Source organism: Bacteroidota bacterium (assembly GCA_037133915.1).
Taxonomy (GTDB): domain Bacteria; phylum Bacteroidota; class Bacteroidia; order Bacteroidales; family CAIWKO01; genus JBAXND01.
The window spans coordinates 62,289-82,886 of sequence record JBAXND010000017.1 but is presented as its reverse complement, the minus strand read 5'-3'; the positions used below and the strand labels follow the sequence as shown (position 1 = coordinate 82,886).

Genomic DNA, 20,598 nt, shown 5'->3' with positions numbered 1-20,598 from the left:
GGTGGTCAATTTGAACCGGCGCACACTGGATATTTAGAGCGTTTTTTCCACCTTAATTGAAAAGCGTGGCAGAAAAGGGACATAGAAGCTGCCAGTTAGATGATATAGCTGAATGATGATGTTTCACAATTGATTCACAATTTTTAAAATAAACTTTATAACTGATTGCCGATTAGTTACATAATGCTTGAAGGTTCACAATCCCTACGCTCCACAGAAAAAAGTCGTAAGTCAAGAGTCGTGAGTCGTAAGACTTGCGGCTTTTTGCTTTTGGGGAGGAGAAGTTTATCCCGATCTGCGTAGCAGTATCGCTCCACTCTAGTAGTAAGTAGTTAGTAGTAAGTAATTAGTACAAAAAAGCGCCGTTCTTCTGCGTTTCAGGGAATTATTATGTTGTATTAAATACTAGTTACTATTTACTAAACACTGAACTAGTCGTAAGTACAAAAATCTCCTTTGTTCTTTTTTTTTGTACTAAATACTAAGTACTATTTACTGAATACTGAATTAGTCGTAAGTCAAGAGTCGTGAGTCGTAAGTCGTGAGTCGTAAACACAAATCTCCTTTGTTCTTTTTTTGTACTAAATACTAAGTACTAGATACTAAATACTGAATTAGCATTAAGTACAAAAAATTGGCTTAATACCCTATTAGTTTGGCTGTTTTGCCGATATTTGCAACCCCTAAATAAAACTCTATAGCATTTTGAGAAGCAAGATTGTATTTTTCCTGATAGTTTTTATGCCTGCCATTTTTGCAAGTGCCCAAAAAGAGGTGGCCGAAAGAGTTCCCAAACAACGGTCGCTTGAGATTGGCTACCGCTATGTATTTTCGGATAATTTTCCGAATACCGCCATTCATGGTACCAGCTTCATGTTCGATTACGCATGGCAGGTGAGCGGCTTCAACAAACACAAGGCAATTTTTATTACCATACCCATCGGATACACCTACACCTTCGGACTGAACAAGCCGGGCGACAAGGACATGCGGATAGTTTCATACGGCTGGACCATCAGACACGAACTGGCGAAGAACAGAAAATCAATTCCATTCCTGGGATATGCACTGCTGTTCGACCAGCTGGCATTCAACGGAACGGAAGGCGGCATTATGGGGCATCAGACACGCTTTGAGTTCGGATACAATTTCCGTTGCGACAAAAGACTCAAGTATTTTGTGAAGGCAGAATACAGCTATGCCAGCTTCGCATCGCTGGGCGTAAAAAAACGCAAATCATTGCAGTTTGTCGAAATCAAAAGCGGCATACGGTTCTGATTAGCGCCTGTCAGCTAATGGCGGGAAAAGATGCGTTTGGCAGAAACGCCATTATCATTATTGCGTTACTTCCTTTTTAAAATGTTTGTGAAACAGCAGGCGGTTCATTTCATAAGAAAGAAAGGCTGAACCTGCGCCTACCAATGCACCTGCTGCAACATCGCTGGGATAATGAACGCCGAGATCCATACGGGAATAACCTACTGCAGCCGCCCACAAAAATGAAGGTGTAATAACGTACCATTTTGGATAGGCTATGCTCAGTGATGTTGCCAGCGCAAAAGCCTGTGAAGTATGCCCCGAAGGAAAGGAAGGCGAACCCATAGAAGTTACATGATCTATAAATGACCAGGTGGTGTAAGGACGTGGTCTGTTCACGGAATATTTAATGGAGGTGGTAACAAGCGAAACCACAATAGCCGCTGAAGAAAGCACAATTGCATTACTTATGCCTGCACTGTCTTTTCGTACAATCGCGCAGGTTATTGCCCCAATCGGGACAGCTATCGATAAAGGTGTAACACTGTTTGAAATAAATTTAAAGGCCGGATCCAGTGAACGGTTCCGATGAAGATTAATATTTTTAAGAAGATTTATGTCGGCATTCTGAGCCGGCAATTGACCAAATCCGACAAGGATAAGTATCACAAATAAACCGGCTCTTTTCATTTTCCGCAATTACAATTTGATGCCTTAATAATACGCAAATATTTCCGGTTTAGTATTCGTAAGCAAACAGTTTTTACTGAATTTTATCTCTGCAAACAAATTGCTTCAGCACAATATTATACTCTCTCATCCTTTACACAGCGTACCGGAAATGCGGTATTCTTACTGTAGATATCTCTGTACACATCGATATAACTGTTGTACACGTTTCTGAACCGGGCATGAGTAGCAGTGCTGTCTGTCGCACACCACCAGTCGTTGCTGATGGCGATATTCAGGAAAGCGCCTTCCGTGGTGCGGTATCCTCCCGGAAGGGCTGAAAAGACGTTCTTACTATGACGTCTTTTTCTTTCGTGCGTCGTTGATTTTTTTACATCCAAGAACAGCACCGGCAGCCAGAAGCAATGTTGCCCCACCGTCAATGGGAGCACCTACGGGTGGTCCGTTTCCCCCGTTATTCGGATCCGGTATTTGAGCAGAAGCTGTTTGTATTAAAACAGGAATTGACAATAGTACCGTGACAATTATAATTCTGAAAAAATTTCTAAGCATAGCTTTACTAATTATTAATTTCCGGAAGCCTGTTTCAAATTATTTTTCTACAATAAACTTCATTATTTTGTTAACACCGTCACCACGGACAACAACAAAATAGAGACCTGCGGGCGCATTGTTCATATCGATATCTGCCGTTCCCGCATTATTATAATTGGTTGAAAGAACCTTTTGCCCTACGATATCATATACTTCAACAGTTGTCGCATCCGGGACATTTTCTCCGAATGAAAGGGTGAAATTACCTTTGTTCGGATTTGGATACAGTGTAATATCGGAAACCTTAACGATGGCAGGAATTCCTGTTACCGCTGCATTTTTGAAATGTACCACAAAGCGGTTGACGTCATCGCCTGCTTCAGCATTATAGGTGTATTCGGGAGTTTCGACAAGGTCAATCAGGGTGTTTGTTTTTTTATCTTCAAGATAAATGCCGGTTTGGGCGGCCAGATTTTCAAACTCACTTGCAGCTATAGTATATGTTCCGGTCAGCGCCGGGATAAAAGCAACATCAACATCGGGACTGCTAAAAACATCGCCCAGCGAATTCACGGCATACATCGCATCACCATTGTTTTTATTTGAAGTCCACAGCTGGGGATTATTCTCTGCTAAAATTTTATAGGCATCGAAATCGCTGTCAAATCCGGGTGTTGCCATTTGGTCAAAACGGATAACAGCCTCATCACTGTGTGTTGCGTCACTCACCGTCAGCCTGATATAATCCTGTTCAACGGCTGATTTCAGAAAGATGCTGCTGTTTCCTGTACGCACTTTATTATTCATAGTAAGGTTGCCGGACGGATTTGTACACACAACATAAAAACCCTGCCCCGGAGCTATATACCGCGACCCCTGGTTGGTTCCTATACCGTTAATGTATGTCGAATAATTGGAATACCCCTGATTGTAAATATAAATGGCGTTAGCGACATTGTTCTTGCTCCATCCGCTTATGGCATCCCAGTCAATCGCGCTGGGGTATGGATTGCCGACAAGGTTCCATCCCTGCTTTGAGACCGGCAATGAAACCGTCCGTGTCAGAGGTATCGTAAATGTTCCGGTATTCGGCATTCCGCTGTACACGTATGTGCTTGTTGTGTTGCTTTTCAATGCGTAACCTGAAGTAATGGTAAAGGGTGCAGAAGGTGAAATAATATTTGTCCAGGCGTAAGCACTTTCAGACCATTTTTTAAGATAACAGCCGTTGAATATTGAAGCGTTGGCCGTCGCTACAGGTACTGAAATATAGTGCCAGTTGGGAGCTGAAATATAGCGTTCAATTTTTGCTGTTCCCGGACCATTTACAGTCCCGTTATCGATAAATGATGCATCACCGGCAATTGAAGATTTAATGACCAGACACTGACTGCCGCCCAATGAGGTTGTGCCTTTGACGGTAAGTGAGTATGTAGGATTGACGGTGAGTATTGCACCGTTATTTATTGTAAGACTGTTACACAGGGCGGTGCTGCTGATGACCGGCTGGTTCGGCTGACCGGAAGGTATCGTAACATCGGAGCTTATAGAGGGAGGATTTCCACCCGACCAGTTTCCGCCGGTATTCCATGCAGTGCTTAAACTTCCTGTCCATGAAATAGCCACGGCATCCATTTTGGTGAACGTTCTCACATTGGAAAATGCGGCAGGGTTGCTGCTGAAATCAGGAGGATCTGAAACGCTGAAAGCGGTGGTTCCTATCGTATTTTTCCACATTGGGTTTGCCCATATACCCTGTCCTGCGCCCTGTCCGTCGCGTACGACAAGATAAAATTCGTAGTTGCCCTGCGCAAGACCTGAGAGTGAATTGTTCCAGGTGTAGGTGCCGTTCATGGCAGCTGTTGGTTTGGTATCGGCATCAATGCCCGTGAATGCCGCAGAACTTCCCTGTGGCCTGTACCACATGCGTACCGTAGCATTGGATGTTCCATTGCTGTTATCAAGTAAATTAATATCTATCATGGGAACAACACCCGAAGTGATGGTGACATCGCTTAAAACCGGGGCTGCAAGGTCTGATTGAGGCTGTGTTGTTTCGTACGCTCCAATAGTTGGACGCACAAGGTCGCGCAGGCTTCCGGTATAATCCTTTGAAATAAACAACATGGGTGTTCCGCTTTTAGCGGCCGGTGTTGCTGAAGTAAAGGTGAAATTGGTCGCTCCCGCGAAGTTTGGGTTTGCATTCATGCTGCCCGATTCAAAACCATCGGACGGTGAGGCAGGGCTTATAGCAGCAGCCCATTGCTGAAGCGTTGTGTAATCGGTCGATAAAAATCCGACAAAATTATTCTGCCCTGCTGTGTTGATATATTCAATATTATTTGAAGCCGATGCTATCGTTCCGCCCTGATGATACCAGATATAGCGTTTCGACACGGCATTGGTGGCTGACGTATTCACAAAAATATTGTTCTTTACATTTACAGTTCCGTAAGTACAATTAAATACGCAGCTTGTCGGCAGTGCTTCCGCATTCACAACAGCAGTATTATTATAAACGTTGACCGTGCCCGTGTATGTATTCTGGCTGTTAATCGTTATAGCTTTAATCAGCATCGATGTTGTAGCCGTACTGTAAAGATTTGAAAAATTGTAGGTGATATTATTATAGAGGTTGGTAACAGAGCCCGGTGCACCTTCCATCCTCAGACCAATAGGAACCGAATTGGTGCCTGCGTTGGTATGGGTAACTTTTATATCATGTACCGTGTTACAGTATACATCGCATGTGCCGCTGCAGCCACTCAGGAATAGGCCGCCCAGATTTTTTGTACCGCTCATGGTCACATTGCGGATTTCGTTACCGTATACTTTTAAATTCGACATGGTGTTTGCCCTGAATCCCCAACAGGCCTGCGAACCGTTTCCTCCGATATTATTTGCCGTTACCGCACCAATAGTACATGAATCAACAACGCAATTATTATCAGGAATCCCGGCATACGAATTAAACAGCATACCCGTGTACGTATTTTCGACCACTACTTTATGAAAAACATTGTTCGAGCAGGCACCGGAAGTTGACGAAGGCGTGAAGCTGTAACTCTGGTAGATGGCGGTTGTAGAGGTGTTTGTTTTGTTCAGTGTTATTTTGCAGTTTCTCACAATAAGGTTTTGTGTGCCATTGGTTGCGGAAGCATTGGTCACCATTATTCCGTATTCCATCTGGGTATTTGATGTAATATTTGAAGCGTTTTCACGAACATCTATGCCATCCCAGGTAACATAATCGCAGCCTTTGAATGTTACCACAGCATCACTGATTCCAATACCGGTTCCTGCAATAATTACGGGATTACTGCCAATGCCCGATTTCACAAAGGTGAGCGGTGCCGCGGCAGAGGAAGCAACCGTAAGAGCGGGTAAAATTTCTGTTGAAGTGAAACCGGCATCTACATATATTATAAGACCACCCGGACAAATACCATTGGCGTTAATGTCGTTGATGGCGGTTGTAAAACTGGCATAATCCCCACCCGAGGTTTTTATAGTCCGGGTACCTCCCATGCATGCCATTACTGATTTTCCGGTAAAGGAGCTTCCTTCCGAAACAGGTTGTTTAGCACTTACATTCAATGAAAGTGACAATAACAGTAAAACTGAAAATAGTGTTGTTCTCATAAATTATTATACTTATTAAAAAGTCAACAAGCGTTTGGATGTGCATGAATTCCGATATGCATATTAGTGCTTATCGGCCACAAATGTATAAAAATATTAGAAATTAGTTCTTCTCATTGGACAGGCTGTCGAATATTACCGCCCTGAACCTTTTACTATTGAATATATAAATATAATTGACATTAGTATTAATATTGGTCAGAGAATTCAATATTTTACGCTGTTACGCGAAAACCATCCGACAGTTATTGGAAAGAGGAGGCGAAACATTCGCAGCAGGAGGACGATTGTGAGCAGCATGCGGTTCAGCCCAATGTATTATTTTCTGAAACCGCCCAATGGAAGGAATCGGGGAACGCGTTTCTGATAAGCGGTATATTCAGGATATTTTCCAGCGCTGATTTCTTCACTGAAATTTGAGCTTCCCTGAAATAAAACAACCAGCAAAAGACAGCCAGCAACACTCCAGTTGAACCATTGTCCGCCGGCAGCCACACCAAACAGATAAAAACAAACCCATATGGACTGCTCCGCAAAATAGTTGGGATGACGGCAGTATGCCCACAAACCTTTATCGAGAAATCCTTTTTTATTTTCATGCTGAAGCTCCGCTTCTGCTTTGGCATATGCCTGTTTCTTACTTTGAAAATTCCATTGTTGAATATCTGCCACCATTTCCCATACAATGAAGAACAGCATAAGTCCTGACGCAACATAATCAAACACGCCCAAAGGAGCATTGTTATTCTGTAACGCAACAATAACCGGAAGGGTAAAAAGCAGAATCAGCACGTTCTGATATCCGGAAATAAAAAAAAGATTGAACAGAGTCCATTTCCAGCGGGGCTTGAACTCGGGCTTTTCGCGGAGTACCTGCCAGCGGTAATCTTCTTCGCCCTGCCAGAAACGCCATTGGTAGGCACCCTTCATGGCAAAATTAACGGTAAGTCGGATGCCCCATATGGTAACCAATGCCGCCATAATAACGAGCCTGGGGGAATAGGCGCCATAAGCTGCAACAATCCAGACATAGGCAATCGGAACAATACTCCATATTTTATCAACCTGACTGTTGTTTCCTGTAATTTCGCCCAGTAAAAATGTCACTGCCACAATTATGATTGCAAGTATTATCAGCGTGTTCAATGCATTCCATTCGAGCTGACCCAGCGCACTGCCCGAATAATAACTGAACAAAGGAACAATCAGCAGGGTAACAATAAGCAGAATGGCGGTAGTTACTATCTTCATAAATTCGTGTTTGTTTTCGTGCCCGCCGAAATAAGTTTCATTCCGGCAAGGCACATTATAGTATTTGCGAATAGTGTCACAAAAGTAAGATAATCTGAATGGATGAAATAGTGCTTTAAATCAAAAAAATGAGAGCCGCTCCTTTTCGGGATGCGGCTCTCTTGTTTATGTGCTGCAGGCAATAATGCAAGTTTGCAGCGCTGTTTATTCGAATTGTTTATCGGGTTATCACCATGCGTTTGGTGAGGAGTGTGCCGTTAAATCCGAGTGAGTAGAAATACACGCCTGATTGCAGCTTTTTCGTATCAATTCCAACCGAGTGTAAGCCGGTAGCTTCATTATGTTCTGCTCTGTACACCTCACGTCCCAAAATATCAACTATTACAAATTTAGTCATGCCCGATGTCGGCAGATTGTAATAAATGGTAGTAAGGTCGTTGGCCGGATTTGGAATATTCTGCCACAGCTCAAGAAGATTTGCGTCATACACGTCTATACCTATCACGCCGGTGGGTGTGAAGCAGGTCTGGTCGTTCGCGGGATTTGCATCACCCGTCATCATGGTATAACCGCACAGTACGTAATTAGACAGCGGTGAAATATACTTTTGATGGAAGGTATAGGTTGTTGAATCGCCCCCTGCAAGTGAACCCGACCAAACCTCCGCGGCCAGCTGCACACCATTGCGTTTGTAGCCAACGGGGAAGGTTGTCTGCAGCGTAGTTCCGTAGTTCTTTATTCTAACAGTAACGGCTACCGAGTCACCGGAAATAGTTTGAGCTCCCGGCGAAAGAATGGCAGACACGCCTACATCATTGCTTGCAGCGGTAACATTACGGCTCACACAGGTGGAATCATTGAACCAGTAGGTATCACCAACACGTTTGGTATAACCGCACAGAGTATACACTGAGCCCGGTGAAGCATAGGTGGTTGTGAAGGTATAATGCGTGGTATCACCCGGATTAAGAACGCCTGTCCAGGTTGCTATGGCATGCTGAACGCCGTTCACTGCATAAGCTACCGGAATGGTGTGGAGGCTGTCGGTTCCAAAATTCTTAATTCTGACTTTAACCGCTACCTGCGAACCTGTCTGCGTAGCACCTGTCGGAGCCATCACTTCGATTACACCGGCATCCTTTGCAATAGGAGGTGCGAAAATCTCGAAATCGTCGATAGCCCATCCGTTGTAGTTGCTCGTGCTTGCGTTAGAGAAGAACAGGAAGCGGAACTGAACCGGCTGTGCCGAGTTTACAATGGTCGGAATTGTTCCGAGGTTGAATTTTGCGAACGCCCAGCCGCCGGTGTTACCTGTCCATGAAGGACGACCGTTTACGGTTGCATTGTACCATCCGGTACCTGCAGGATCGCCCTGATAACCCAGGGTAATCCAGGTGGAACCACCATTGATGGAGTACTGTACGCTGCCTCCGTCATAATTATTTTCTGTGTTCACCCAGTGCCAGAATTCCAGATAAGCACTGTCAACGGCAGTAAACAAGAAGTTCGGAGTGTAGAGATAATCAAGAGCGTTATTGGTATAATCGCCATCGAGATTGGTCTTCCAGCAATTGGCAGGACTGTGAGCAGCATTGATGGTGCTTGAAGCAGGCGCACCATGCTCCCAGAGATTATTTCCGCCGTTACCGAAGAAGTAATTCGTACCTTCAAAATTATCGGCGTAGGGAACAACGAATGTAGCAACGCCCATAATGTTGTTGCAGGTCGTATCATTCAGATGATCGCCGTCTGCCACAAGCCCGGTGTAGGCGCACAGGCTGAAATTGCCAGAAGGTGCCGTAAATTGCGTTACAAAAGTGTATGATGCCGTGTCGTTCGGAGGCAGAGTGCCTGTCCAGGTTGCATTGCCCGCAACACCGCCATTAACCTCATACGAAACAGGAATGCTGTAAAGTGTATCCAGACCATAATTGCGAATCATCACTTTTACAACATGGAAGGTCCCGGCCTGAACCTGTGTTGATGGAGAAAGTATCTGCTCAACACCGGCATCAATAGGCGATGGAATAGTGATGGAGAAATCGTCAATAGAATAACCGTCATACGGACTTGACCCATCGTTACTGAATACAAACCTGAATCTGACAGAAGCCAGGCTGTCGAGGATACTGAGTTTATATTCCGATTTTATCCATCCGCCAGAATTATTCGACCATCCAGGTATACCGGTAAAATCGATACTGGCATTGGTGTACCAGTTCACGCCAAGGGTATCATTCTGTACACCCAGTTGCTGCCATGTCTGACTGCTGTCAACAGAATACTCAATCCAGAGGCCGTCGTAATTATTCTCAACATAATAATTCTGCCAGAATTTCAGCTTTGCAGAGGTGGCGTTTGAGAAGTCGAAGTACTGTGTCCATAAGGTGTCGAGTGCATAGTTGCCCGGTGCTACCGAAAGATTGATATCCCAAGCATTGGGTGCCGAATGGGCAGAGTTTGTAAGTCCGTATGATGGCGTTCCAAGCTGCCATTCAGTAATGGTATCGCCTGAAGTCTGCATCCAGTTCACAACCGGACCGTCGAAATTGTCATAATAAGGAATTTGACTGGTAAACAAACCGTAAGGATTTGTACACAGCGTATCATTGCTGTGTATGGCATCACCTGTAAGACTAGTGTATGCGCAGATTGCATACGTCGCCTGAGGTGCAATATAGGTTTGTGTGAAAAGCAGCGTATCAATAGCTCCGGGAGCCAGTGTTCCGTTCCACGTTTGGGTTGCGGCAACCACACCATTCAGCTTATAACCAAGCGACATGGTGTTGATTGGATTTGTTCCGAAGTTTTTAAATACGACCTCCACGCTCACTGCTGCGCCTGCAAAGGATGTCCCTGCTGGTTGCAGGAAGGCTGTAACGCCCGCATCCTTGTTCGGCTGTCCGTAGAATGATTTACAGGTTGTGTCGTTCATTGTATTACTGTCGCCGGCAAGTACTGTCCAGGCACAAATATTATTGGTCAGCACACCAACGGTTAAGTTTGGCAAAGTAACCGTATCGGTACCGTTGGGCGGAATGGTCGGGCCTGCATAGGTAATACCAAGCGGAGCCTGTCCGTTATACTGATACCTTACCTGCATGTTTGAAGATGCAAAAATGCTGTCAAGTCCGTAATTTTTTACAATTACTTTAACAGGGATTGAAGCACCTTCAATTTCTGTTGCAGCAGGTCTCACAATTTGAGTTACGCCGGCGTCATGAGGTATCTGCGGAGAAATAACAATGAAATAGTCTTCTGTTTCTCCCCATAAATAAGTACCGCATGGAGGAGCAACATCACTTTCGTCGAGCACCACTCTCATTCTGGTAGGCAGGCCATATACGATACCTGTTGTAGGTATTGTAACCGGTCCGCTCACCGTCGGGAAGCTGGGGTCGATTCCTGTTTGCGACGAGAATACCAGTTCGGCAGGTACATCAAACACTCCGTTTCGGTTGTAGTCAATATAAACATTCGCAAGGCAGTCATACCAGTTATTGTCATCTTCAATCTGGCTGATGGAGATTGTGAAGGTACCGCCGGCGATAACCTGTGCCGGAGGAACATTTGTATAATCGGTGTAAGTATGAATAGCATCCGGATTGCTCAATGTAGGCAGCGGATTGCCATTGTTCAGGGTTGCAAACGTTACATTGCCGATATCATCATCAGCTGTATAAACTGCATATGAAGGACAATACGGTATCGGAGAGTTTACAACAATTTTCTGCATTGTATCATTAACAAGGGTTACATCGCAGTTTAATGAAGTGTAAGCTTTAATAGTATAGGATTGATATGCAAAGAGATTTGCAGTCTGCGTAAATGTGTAATCAATGGTATCGCCTGCACTGAGCGTAGCAATAACTTCATTTACGGGAGTGCCGCCATTCACGGTATAATGAACCGGAATATTGGTCTGATTAGCCGTGCCGTAATTCTTTACTTTTATCGTTACAGGTTCAGTGGCGGTAAGCTCAATGCCGCTGTTTGGCGTATAAATGGCTTCAACGGCAACATCGCAAGAAGGAATGCCCGTTACGAAAATTGTATCCGGAACACGGGTACTTGCGCAACCGCTTCCACCCGAAAAAGTCAAACCTGTATTTGGCTGACCGATATTTCCATTAGATGTATTGGTCCAGTCAGCAGCGTTGTTGTTATCAGAAACAATCCTGTTCAGGTAATCTGAAGATGAAGTGACTCCGTCACCTGTCCATTCTGTTCCCACAGTAACCGGGAAAGAATTGATGGTTGCCGTGAAATTCTGAATATCGGAAGCGTTCCAGCTCCATGCCACATAATCTACAATGACACCGTTGTTATCCAGAATCATGGCCCATCCGCCGCTTCCGGGACTCCAGTAGAGGTTGGAACCCCAGTAATTCGGACTCGAGCCATCATCGCATCTCCATTTCACCTCGTTGCCCGTAAAAGTGCCCAAATTCCACAGATTGGCATTAACCAGATTAATATCGCTGTAATCATCGCTCACAGCAACCACCCAACCTGTTGCATCTACTGTGCCACTGCCAGTATTCTGAATCTCAATACTGTCAGTTGATCCCAGATTGAGTTCAGTAATTTTCAGGCTGCCGCCTCCTGATGACACTGCTTCTGCCCAGTAAACGGTTGTTCCGTAAAGTATCGGGGAAGTGTAAGCGTGGCCTTGAGCTATCGGTGTGCTGCCCGTCATCTGTGTGTACCAATTTATAGAATCGGGTGAAATTGCAGTTGCAACTCCGGATGTACCGTAAGGAATCGTTGCATTCACTGTAGTCGGCGGATTCGGTGTATAGAGCAGGTCGACAGAAGCATTGATGGTGTCGTTGCTGCTGAAAACATCATTGACCAGCGCGATGTATGCTTTGATATTATAAGTAGAATCCTGATTAGACGGTAACAGCCCCGGATTAAACGTTGTGGTGAATGTAAATGTAAGTGTATCGCCGGGGATGATTGTGTTTGTTACAGGTTCAGTAGCTATTGCTGTTCCGTTTACTTTATAGGATGCATTCAGATTACCGTTAATGGTATTGGTTCCATTATTTCTGATTCTGATGGTCACGCTTTCGTTGCCATAGCTGCAACCGCTCACCGGATTTGTAAGGCTGACTATACCGGCTTCATCGTTCATCAGTATAACTTTTGCAGTATCAGGTACTCTGGCGCTGGCGCAACCGTTCACGGTAATACCCAGATAAATATTCGGACGTTCAGTGGTAAGCGTTCCCGGAATTGTCGGAAGACTACCGTCCTGATAATCATATTTCGCCATATCGCTGGTAGTGGTAGATGAGTAAAAACTCGGATATCCACTTGTCCAGGAGCCATCATTATTTTCCCAATAAATAACAAGGTTATCTGCACCATTATAGCTGAAAGGTGTTTGCAGCGGAAGTTTAAACAGTCCCGGACCGAGCCATGTAATTGGGCCATTGTAAACCTGCGTCATTGTTGCAGGATTTGGTTTATCGGCATTCGTGAAAGCAACATCGGTTGTGTGAGCCATGTAAACTTTTTGGTTCAGCATCGAATAATTCGTGGAACCACTTACATAAAATCCGACGGTATCAATTGAACCGGCATGAGCAATTTCGGCGGCAGTATAAAGCATACCGCTCCAACTGTAGTCGTACAAGCCGTAGCTGGGAACCAAATTCTGGGTTGAGGTACCATTGCCAATAATGGAGTGTTGTCCCGGAACACTTGTAGCTGCCTCCACATGATAAATAGTGGTTGTGTACAGCGCGGGCGTAACATATGGACTGCCGGTATGAATTGATGTTCCTCCGGTGGGGTTGGTATACCAGTAAATATTTGCCGGTGATGCGGCGAGTAAGGTGGCTGTGCCGCCATACGGAATTGTATCACCTGTTACAATGGGCACGCCCGGTGTATAGCGGGAAATAACCTGTCGTGTTGCAGTATCATTTATCTGCATCGGGTCGCCGGTAAGCGATATCCATGCTTTGATATTGAAAATAGAATCGGCCGTAGTAACGTGCATGTCAACAGGTACACTAAACGTGAAAGTAAGAGTATCTCCTGAGATGATAGTGGCAGTTACCGGCTGTGAAACAGGGGCACTGTTATTAATCCTGTAATATGCATTCAGGTTTCCGTTAATTACATTGGCGCCTGTATTTTTTATCATCATGGTAACGGTCTCTGTAGTTGTAAGTCCACAACCCGAATTGGGTGTTGTAACGCCCAGTGCGGCTGCTTCCTGATCGGGAACAAGTGCAATGTTGATATCATCAATATAAGCGTAATAATAAGTATTCGAACCCGATGGTGTATAGGCATGCCATCCGAAATAATAGGAACCGTCTGAGGGAACCGTGAAGGTTGCAGTAGCTTTCTGATACGATGTGTTTGTCATGGAAGGCATAGATATCAGTGTTGTATTCATACCTCCCGGTGTTTGCGCATTGCCTATTTTAAGGTCGACGCTTTCGGGATAGTTGGCACTGCTTACTCTGTACCAGTAATCTACTTTATAGGTACTGCCGGCAGCCAGCGTGAAACAGCGCGAAAAGAGCCATTCATCGCCGGCAGCAGTCATTGTATTATAATATTCAGCGCTGTACGAGCCGGTGTGTGCTGTTCCATTGTATGGAGCAATCCATTTTTCGCCGTCGCTGTTCACATCAAGGTTGAGCCATCCTGTCATGTCATCCGTAGGTTCAAATCCCATAGCATAGCCGCCGTAGTTGAAATTATAACCGCTGTAGATGGTGTAATTGGAGATGGTATCATTTAACTGATTCTGGTCATTGTTCAAGAATCCGTAGAATTTAAATGTATAGTTACCCGGAACGGTTAAATTGGCTTGTTGTGCAAACGTAAAATCATAAACGGAATCAGGAAGCAGGGTACCGCTGTATGTTTCCATAACCGGTGTGTTGGTGCCCAGTTTATAATAAAGGTCGGCCGACGTAATAGTTGTTCCACCATTATTTTTTATTCTGATAGTTACATTTTCATTGCCATAGTTGCAGCCACTTACCGGAGCCAGCACTGCAATGATTCCAAGGTCATCAGCCAGTGGTGTGAACTCATCGGCTCCCATATCCGGGTTTGACGGATCGCGTGGCTGACCATCGATGTCGGTTGTAACAGCGCCGATAGGTGTTCCCAGATTATTGATTAAATTTGAGAATGTGTGAAGGTCGGTTAAACTTGTGAAAGCCGGGTCGGCACTGATTGATTGTGCATCCTGCGACGTGGCTGCCTGCCATGCTCCGAGCGAGGTTTGATCGGCCGCAGCAAAATAGCCGAGTACACCCTGGACGCCACTTACATAATAATCGTTGAAATCAATACTTGTAAATGATGAAACAGGTGCAGTAGAATAGATAGCATAATTTTTAGCACCGGAATTACTCGGATTATTCATTGTATTCATGAAAATATTGTCCCGCAGGTCGATGCCCGTATTGGCCGTTGAGTAGAAAAGAATGGCCGTTGTAAGTGATGCGGAATTGTATGAAAGGCTCCCGTTCATATAAACAGAGTTATTCCAGATATTCAGTCCACCGGTTGTACCATCGAAGTACATCCCTACCGGTGATGAATTCGAAAAACTCGAATAACCATCGCCCTTAATCGCGCTAATCATATTATTATCAAAGGTGAGATTACTTGCAGCGCTGCCGGTATTGCAGTAGATACCTCTGCCGCCGTAACCGGAGGTTCCCGTGTATTGGATGTCATGAATAATATTTCCGGAAATAACAGAATTATCAACTCCGGTCCCAATGGTTATACCAACCGGTGTAGTCGGTGTTCCTATGATATTATAAACGGTGTTTCCGCTGATGGTGCTTGCAGTTATGTATGATACCATAATTCCATCATGACCCAGATAGCTTGTGGCAGTTGAACTTCCCAGACTATTTTTCAGGATATTCAGGTTATTCAGCAATCCTGAACTTGTGCCATAAGCATAAATGCCAACATAGGCTTTGCTGATATCGTTGTTCTGAATTGTAATATTATCATTGTCATCGCCGCTGCTTCCGATGCTCGTTCCGCTGACTGAAACAGCATATTTTCCACTTGCATTATCACCGGTTGCGAGTATGCAGTTTTTTATGATCACATTTGTACAGCCTGCACCAACACCGGTGCTGGCAAGCCACACAGCAGCAGTACCTGATGCCGTTGAAGTATTCAGAATACTCATATTCCTTGTAGTGGTACCATTGTTTGAACCATCAAAGAAAACATTATCGGTACCATTGAATTTCAGTGTAGCCGTTGCCGAGTTGTTTGTAATAACAACAGTAGCGCCGCTTGCAGGTTTAAATGTAACGGTGTTCGTTAGCGAGCCGCCGTTAATGGTATTAAATGTAATCTGCTCATTGTAGGTTCCTGCCAGAATATTAAAAACAGTGGGACCGTTGATACCACAGTTATTAAGCGATATCAGTGCATCTGCAAAGGTGGCGAAATTACCACCGGTGCCGATTGTATAATTGCCATGCATCAGTGTATCGCAGGCATAGAAAACACCTGTTGCAGTATCATTGCCGTGATTATGATCCAGACTGTCGTTAGGCAGCGTTGTCCATATTTTTAATGTATGACTGCCCGCCGGAACATTGGCATTACCAATAGTAAATGGCAGCGTTGACAAACCGTCAAGAACAGCTCCTGTCCACACATAAGGTGTTTGAGCAACGCCGTCAACCTTCCATTGAATAGTTGTTTTTTTCAGCGTATCAGTACCGTAATTTTTCACGATGACCGACACCGGCAGATTCACATTGGCCAGCTGGCTTCCTGTTGGGGCGGTAATCTGACTCAGGCTTGCATCATCATTACCTTGGGTTACCTGATAATGAATTTTAATATTCGGTCTTAAATTACCACCATAGGTACTACTGAGGTTCCCTGTGATAGCAACAGAATTTGCCGAACCGATGGTATATGCCGCCGAATAGGAACCATACTGCCAGTTAAAGGCGCCTGTAGTCGGATTGCCTGCGACCATTGAAATATCCCAGTTGGTACCAATTTCCAGACCTCCGCCGGTATAAGTATATGCAGAAGTTGTAAAAGGCAGCCAGCCTATGGTTGCCGGAATTGTTTGCGTTGTGGTATTGTAAACCTGCGTAGCGCCTGTTGTAAGTGTCGACCAGGGCGATGCTGCAAGTGCAGTGGCCGCCGAGTTCTTCATGTAAATACTCATCGTGGCATTACCGGTTGTTGCATATGCATCCGTTTTATACCATTCAACACCGGTAATAGGCGCGCCGTTTGGAAGACCTGCCGCGGCCAGTTCAGATGCAGTAATCAGATACCAGTATTGAGAATAATCATAAGAACTGGCGGCAGAAGAACGATAAATTGGACCATAATAATAATATGAAGATGTGCCTGTTCCAATAGTTACAGTGGTGGGTGGTTTCTTTGTATAAAACCAGCGTGTAACTCCGGTACCGAGATTATGTGAGAGACTGTTGTCAATAGCTACTACGTGATAATTTATTAACCTGTTCCAGGTTTGCTGAGGAATTGTGCCTTTATAAGTACTGTCTGAAATCCAGTTCATGGGAACGCTGCTATTGGCTCCGCCATTTACATTATAGACAAGATATGCCGTATCAATTCCCGAAGGATCTTTTATCCATGCATACACATCCCACGGACCTGTATTGAATACCGTATCGGTAACTATAGGCGCTTTCAAAGTGATGGTGGGTGGAATAAGTTCCGAGAGTGCTCCTACAACTTTTATATCGTCGAGGTACCAACCGCGGGCACCATTATTTCCATTGCCATTCGCATCAAACAGCATGAAACGGATTCGCACGTTTCCCTGATTTCCCGCGTAAGCAGAAATATCAAATTGCTCAGGACGCCACCACGATTGTGTGGGTTTTGCAATCGTATTCGTCGATTGCCAGTCTATCGGATAAGTGTTTCCGTTAAACTTGTTGCCGCTTGTCACAAACTGCGAGTTCCCCGGATTGAGGTATTCCGACCCGGTGAGCTTAAACCAGGGTCCGTTATTGATTGAAATCTGAACCTCGCCTCCATCGGCAATTTCTGTCTTGCAGATATGGTTGAATTTCAAAATCACATTTGAATAACCGGTGCAATTAAACGCGGAAGTGGTAAGATAAGAAGTGTCATTTATCTGAACATAGTTGGTGTCGCATTGCGCACCACCACCAAAGAGCCGGGTGTTGATAGCCCATGGAACCGGAACACCGGAACTGGTAACACTATCGGCTCCGGAAGGTTGTTCAAAATTTTCGTGATACACATTGGTTTGCCCGTAAACCAATGAACACAGAAGAAATGCAGATAAAAAGAATAGAACTTTTCTCATATTATTTCAGGTTAAGATTATTATTGCAATAGTCACAAAGTTAGTACACAAGCGGTGCGTTTTACATCAGTAACAATTAATTAACTTATAAAAAATCAGATGCTTATTAAAATCTCATTAATCTTACATGGACAAAAAAAATGAAAAGCCTTATTCACAGCACGTCATAGCAATAATCGGGACACACTTACTTAACAATTTGATTTACAGTACACTAACTATTTTATAAAAATATTACAATCACACATACCTGCATATCAATCATATAGAATATTTTCAAAAAATCACACTAAAAGTTAAATTATTTTAAAGACTATCTAGAAACTTCAATGATATAAAGCAACAAAACAGTAATTTACACAGATTAAACAATGATTGATTGTCACAACACTCAAAATCCCGAATCATGAAAGGAATCTGACATCAGTTGCTACATTTTTTATGTATGGATATTCTTTTTATCTACCTTTGTAAACACGGTAACCAGAGTAACGATATGAACGCTGTTGACAACCTAACGGAAAAAAAAGAAATCCTGAGCCGTTACCGCGATCTTCTTAAGGTTTGCAAACCAAGAACCAGCAGGGAAGACAAGATACTGATCAGGAAAGCTTTCAACCTGGCTCTTGAAGCCCATAAGGATATGCGCCGCAAAAGCGGTGAACCCTACATTTATCACCCCATAGAAGTCGCTATTGTAGCCGCAGGTGAAATCGGGCTTGGCACCACATCCGTTATCTGTGCATTGCTGCATGATGTGGTTGAGGACACCGATTATACCATTGAAGACATGAAGGGCCTTTTCGGAGAAAAAGTTGCCCGTATCATTGATGGTCTTACAAAAATCTCGGGTTTGCTCGATAATAAAACTGAATCGATGCAGGCAGAGAACTTCAGAAAAATACTGCTTACGCTTTCAGACGATGTGCGGGTGATTTTAATAAAGCTTGCCGACCGTTTGCATAACATGCGCACACTGGGTTCGCTTACCAAAGAAAAACGGCTTAAAATTGCTTCCGAAACATTTTATTTATACGCTCCCCTCGCCCATCGTCTCGGTCTTTACACGATTAAGAGCGAACTGGAAGATCTGGCATTCAAAAATACCGAACCGGAAATATACCAGACCATTACTCAAAAGCTCGCCGAAACGGAGCCGGAACGTAAACGGTTTATCAATAATTTTATCTTCCCTATTAAAAAAGTACTGGCTGAGCAAGGCATTCCTTTCACAATTATTGCCCGCACCAAATCAGTATTTTCTATCTGGGAAAAGATGCGTAAAAAAGAAGTTCCCTTTGAAGAAGTGTATGACCTTTTTGCAATCCGCATTGTAGTTGATGTTCCGCTTGATAAAGAAAAAGCAGAATGCTGGAAAGTATATTCCATAGTAACCGATTTTTACAGACCGAATCAGGAGCGCTTGCGCGACTGGATTTCCATTCCTAAAGCCAACGGATACGAATCGTTACACACCACAGTAATGAGCAATTCGGGCAAATGGGTGGAGGTGCAGATACGTTCAAACCGCATGGACGAAATTGCCGAAAAAGGATATGCTGCGCATTGGCGGTACAAAGGCGTGAGCGCAAACGAAAACGCGCTCGACGAATGGCTCGCCAAAATCAGGGAACTGCTGCAAAGCCCGGAATCAAACGCGCTCGACTTCCTCGACGACTTCAAACTGAATTTATTCTCCGACGAAATATTTCTGTTCACACCCAAGGGCGATATGTACACTCTGCCTACAGGTTCTACGGCGCTCGATTTTGCATACACAATACATTCGCAAATCGGCAACAGCTGTATAGGTGCTAAGGTAAATCACAAACTCAGCCCGCTCAATCATGTGCTTAAAAGCGGCGACCAGGTAGAAATCATTACGTCCGAAAAACAATCGCCCAAAGAAGAATGGATTAATCTGGTAACGACTGCCAAAGCAAAGGCACAGATAAAATCATACATAAAAGAAGAGCGCAGAAAGCTTGCTACCGAAGGCAAGGAAAAGCTCATTCAGATATTCACAGAGCTGAAGATAGAATTCACGACTCCCAACCTGAACAAGTTTGTACATTTCTGCAAACTCACCAATACCGCCGACCTCTTTATAGAAATCGCACAAGACCTCATCGGCAGCAAAGAAGCACGAAGCTGTTTTCTTGAACATGAGCGCGACAACTGGTTCAAGTATTTGCGTCGCCCGTTTGCGCGCCCGCGTGCTCAGGCCGATGCCCCCGAAACTCCCGACGAGATGACTCCGGGCGACATGAAGAATAAAACCCTGCTGCTGGGCGACAGTGTTGAAAGCATCAAATATTCGCTTTCCGGCTGCTGCAGCCCCATTCCGGGCGATGACGTTATCGGTATCATGGAAGCCAACGGTAAAATTATTGTTCACCGCACCAGTTGTAAAAGCGCCACACAACTCATGTCAACTTACGGCAACAGACTTATCAAAACCAAGTGGCGCGAAAATCACGCAATCGAATTTCTTGCCGGAATCCATCTCAAAGGTATTGACCACATGGGACTGATGCGCGATATCACCAACGTGATTTCAAAACAGCTCAGCATCAACATGCGCTCCATCAACCTGCAAACCACCAACGGGCTATTTGAAGGCACACTCAATGTTTACATTCACAATACCGACCAGCTGCGAAACCTCATCGAAAATCTGCGCAAAATAAACGGCGTGGAAAATATCAGCAGAATCAGTTAATAGGTAATAATGCGAATCAAGGGTTAGATTTTCTCTGTGTAACTCCGTGATAACTCTGTGTTTCTCCGTGTCAGTTTATTTTATTTCACAGAGGCACACGGAGAAGGCGCAGAGAGCCACAGAGTTAAATTTTCAAGTCTTGATTGGCATTAAT

8 protein-coding genes are annotated in these 20,598 nt (G+C 44.4%); 2 read left to right on the top strand and 6 right to left on the bottom strand.

Going from position 1 to position 20,598, the window contains the following annotated elements; all coding sequences use genetic code 11:
- Positions 1-705: 705 nt before the first annotated feature.
- Positions 706-1,278: a hypothetical protein gene (locus WCM76_07885; protein MEI6765547.1), complete on the top strand. Its 573-nt coding sequence runs from the start codon at positions 706-708 to the stop codon at positions 1,276-1,278.
- 57 nt (positions 1,279-1,335) lie between these two features.
- On the opposite strand, the gene WCM76_07880 is transcribed toward WCM76_07885, so the two are convergent.
- The 6 genes from WCM76_07880 to WCM76_07855 form a co-directional block, all read right to left on the bottom strand.
- Complete coding sequence (locus WCM76_07880; GenBank protein ID MEI6765546.1) at positions 1,336-1,947, bottom strand: phosphatase PAP2 family protein; 612 nt, start codon at positions 1,945-1,947, stop codon at positions 1,336-1,338.
- A gap of 116 nt (positions 1,948-2,063) precedes the next feature.
- On the bottom strand, positions 2,064-2,327 hold the full coding sequence (locus WCM76_07875) for a hypothetical protein (GenBank protein MEI6765545.1): 264 nt from the start codon (positions 2,325-2,327) through the stop codon (positions 2,064-2,066).
- A complete protein-coding gene (locus WCM76_07870) occupies positions 2,281-2,499 on the bottom strand; it encodes a hypothetical protein (protein ID MEI6765544.1) in 219 nt (72 codons plus the stop codon). The genes WCM76_07875 and WCM76_07870 overlap by 47 nt, the downstream gene beginning before the upstream one ends.
- Positions 2,500-2,538: 39 nt before the next feature.
- Positions 2,539-6,123 carry a T9SS type A sorting domain-containing protein gene (locus WCM76_07865; GenBank protein MEI6765543.1) on the bottom strand — a complete coding sequence of 1,195 codons (3,585 nt, stop codon included), beginning with the start codon at positions 6,121-6,123 and terminating at the stop codon, positions 2,539-2,541.
- A 318-nt stretch (positions 6,124-6,441) separates the two neighbouring features.
- Positions 6,442-7,374, bottom strand: a complete 933-nt coding sequence (locus WCM76_07860) for a DUF1295 domain-containing protein (protein ID MEI6765542.1) — start codon at positions 7,372-7,374, stop codon at positions 6,442-6,444.
- A gap of 217 nt (positions 7,375-7,591) precedes the next feature.
- Positions 7,592-17,722 (bottom strand): GEVED domain-containing protein, encoded by a 10,131-nt coding sequence (locus WCM76_07855; protein MEI6765541.1) that lies wholly within the window; start codon positions 17,720-17,722, stop codon positions 7,592-7,594.
- 445 nt (positions 17,723-18,167) lie between these two features.
- Here WCM76_07855 and WCM76_07850 point away from each other — a divergent pair, with 445 nt between their 5' ends.
- Positions 18,168-20,444: a RelA/SpoT family protein gene (locus WCM76_07850; GenBank protein MEI6765540.1), complete on the top strand. Its 2,277-nt coding sequence runs from the start codon at positions 18,168-18,170 to the stop codon at positions 20,442-20,444.
- The last annotated feature ends 154 nt before the right edge of the window (positions 20,445-20,598 follow it).

Bases quoted from the DNA above. Each gene is read 5' to 3' on its own strand.
- WCM76_07865 (MEI6765543.1), bottom strand. From the start codon at position 6,123: ATGAGAACAACACTATTTTCAGTTTTACTGTTATTGTCACTTTCATTG.
- WCM76_07850 (MEI6765540.1), top strand. From the start codon at position 18,168: ATGGATATTCTTTTTATCTACCTTTGTAAACACGGTAACCAGAGTAAC.
- WCM76_07855 (MEI6765541.1), bottom strand. From the start codon at position 17,722: ATGAGAAAAGTTCTATTCTTTTTATCTGCATTTCTTCTGTGTTCATTG.
- WCM76_07870 (MEI6765544.1), bottom strand. From the start codon at position 2,499: ATGCTTAGAAATTTTTTCAGAATTATAATTGTCACGGTACTATTGTCA.
- WCM76_07860 (MEI6765542.1), bottom strand. From the start codon at position 7,374: ATGAAGATAGTAACTACCGCCATTCTGCTTATTGTTACCCTGCTGATT.
- WCM76_07880 (MEI6765546.1), bottom strand. From the start codon at position 1,947: ATGAAAAGAGCCGGTTTATTTGTGATACTTATCCTTGTCGGATTTGGT.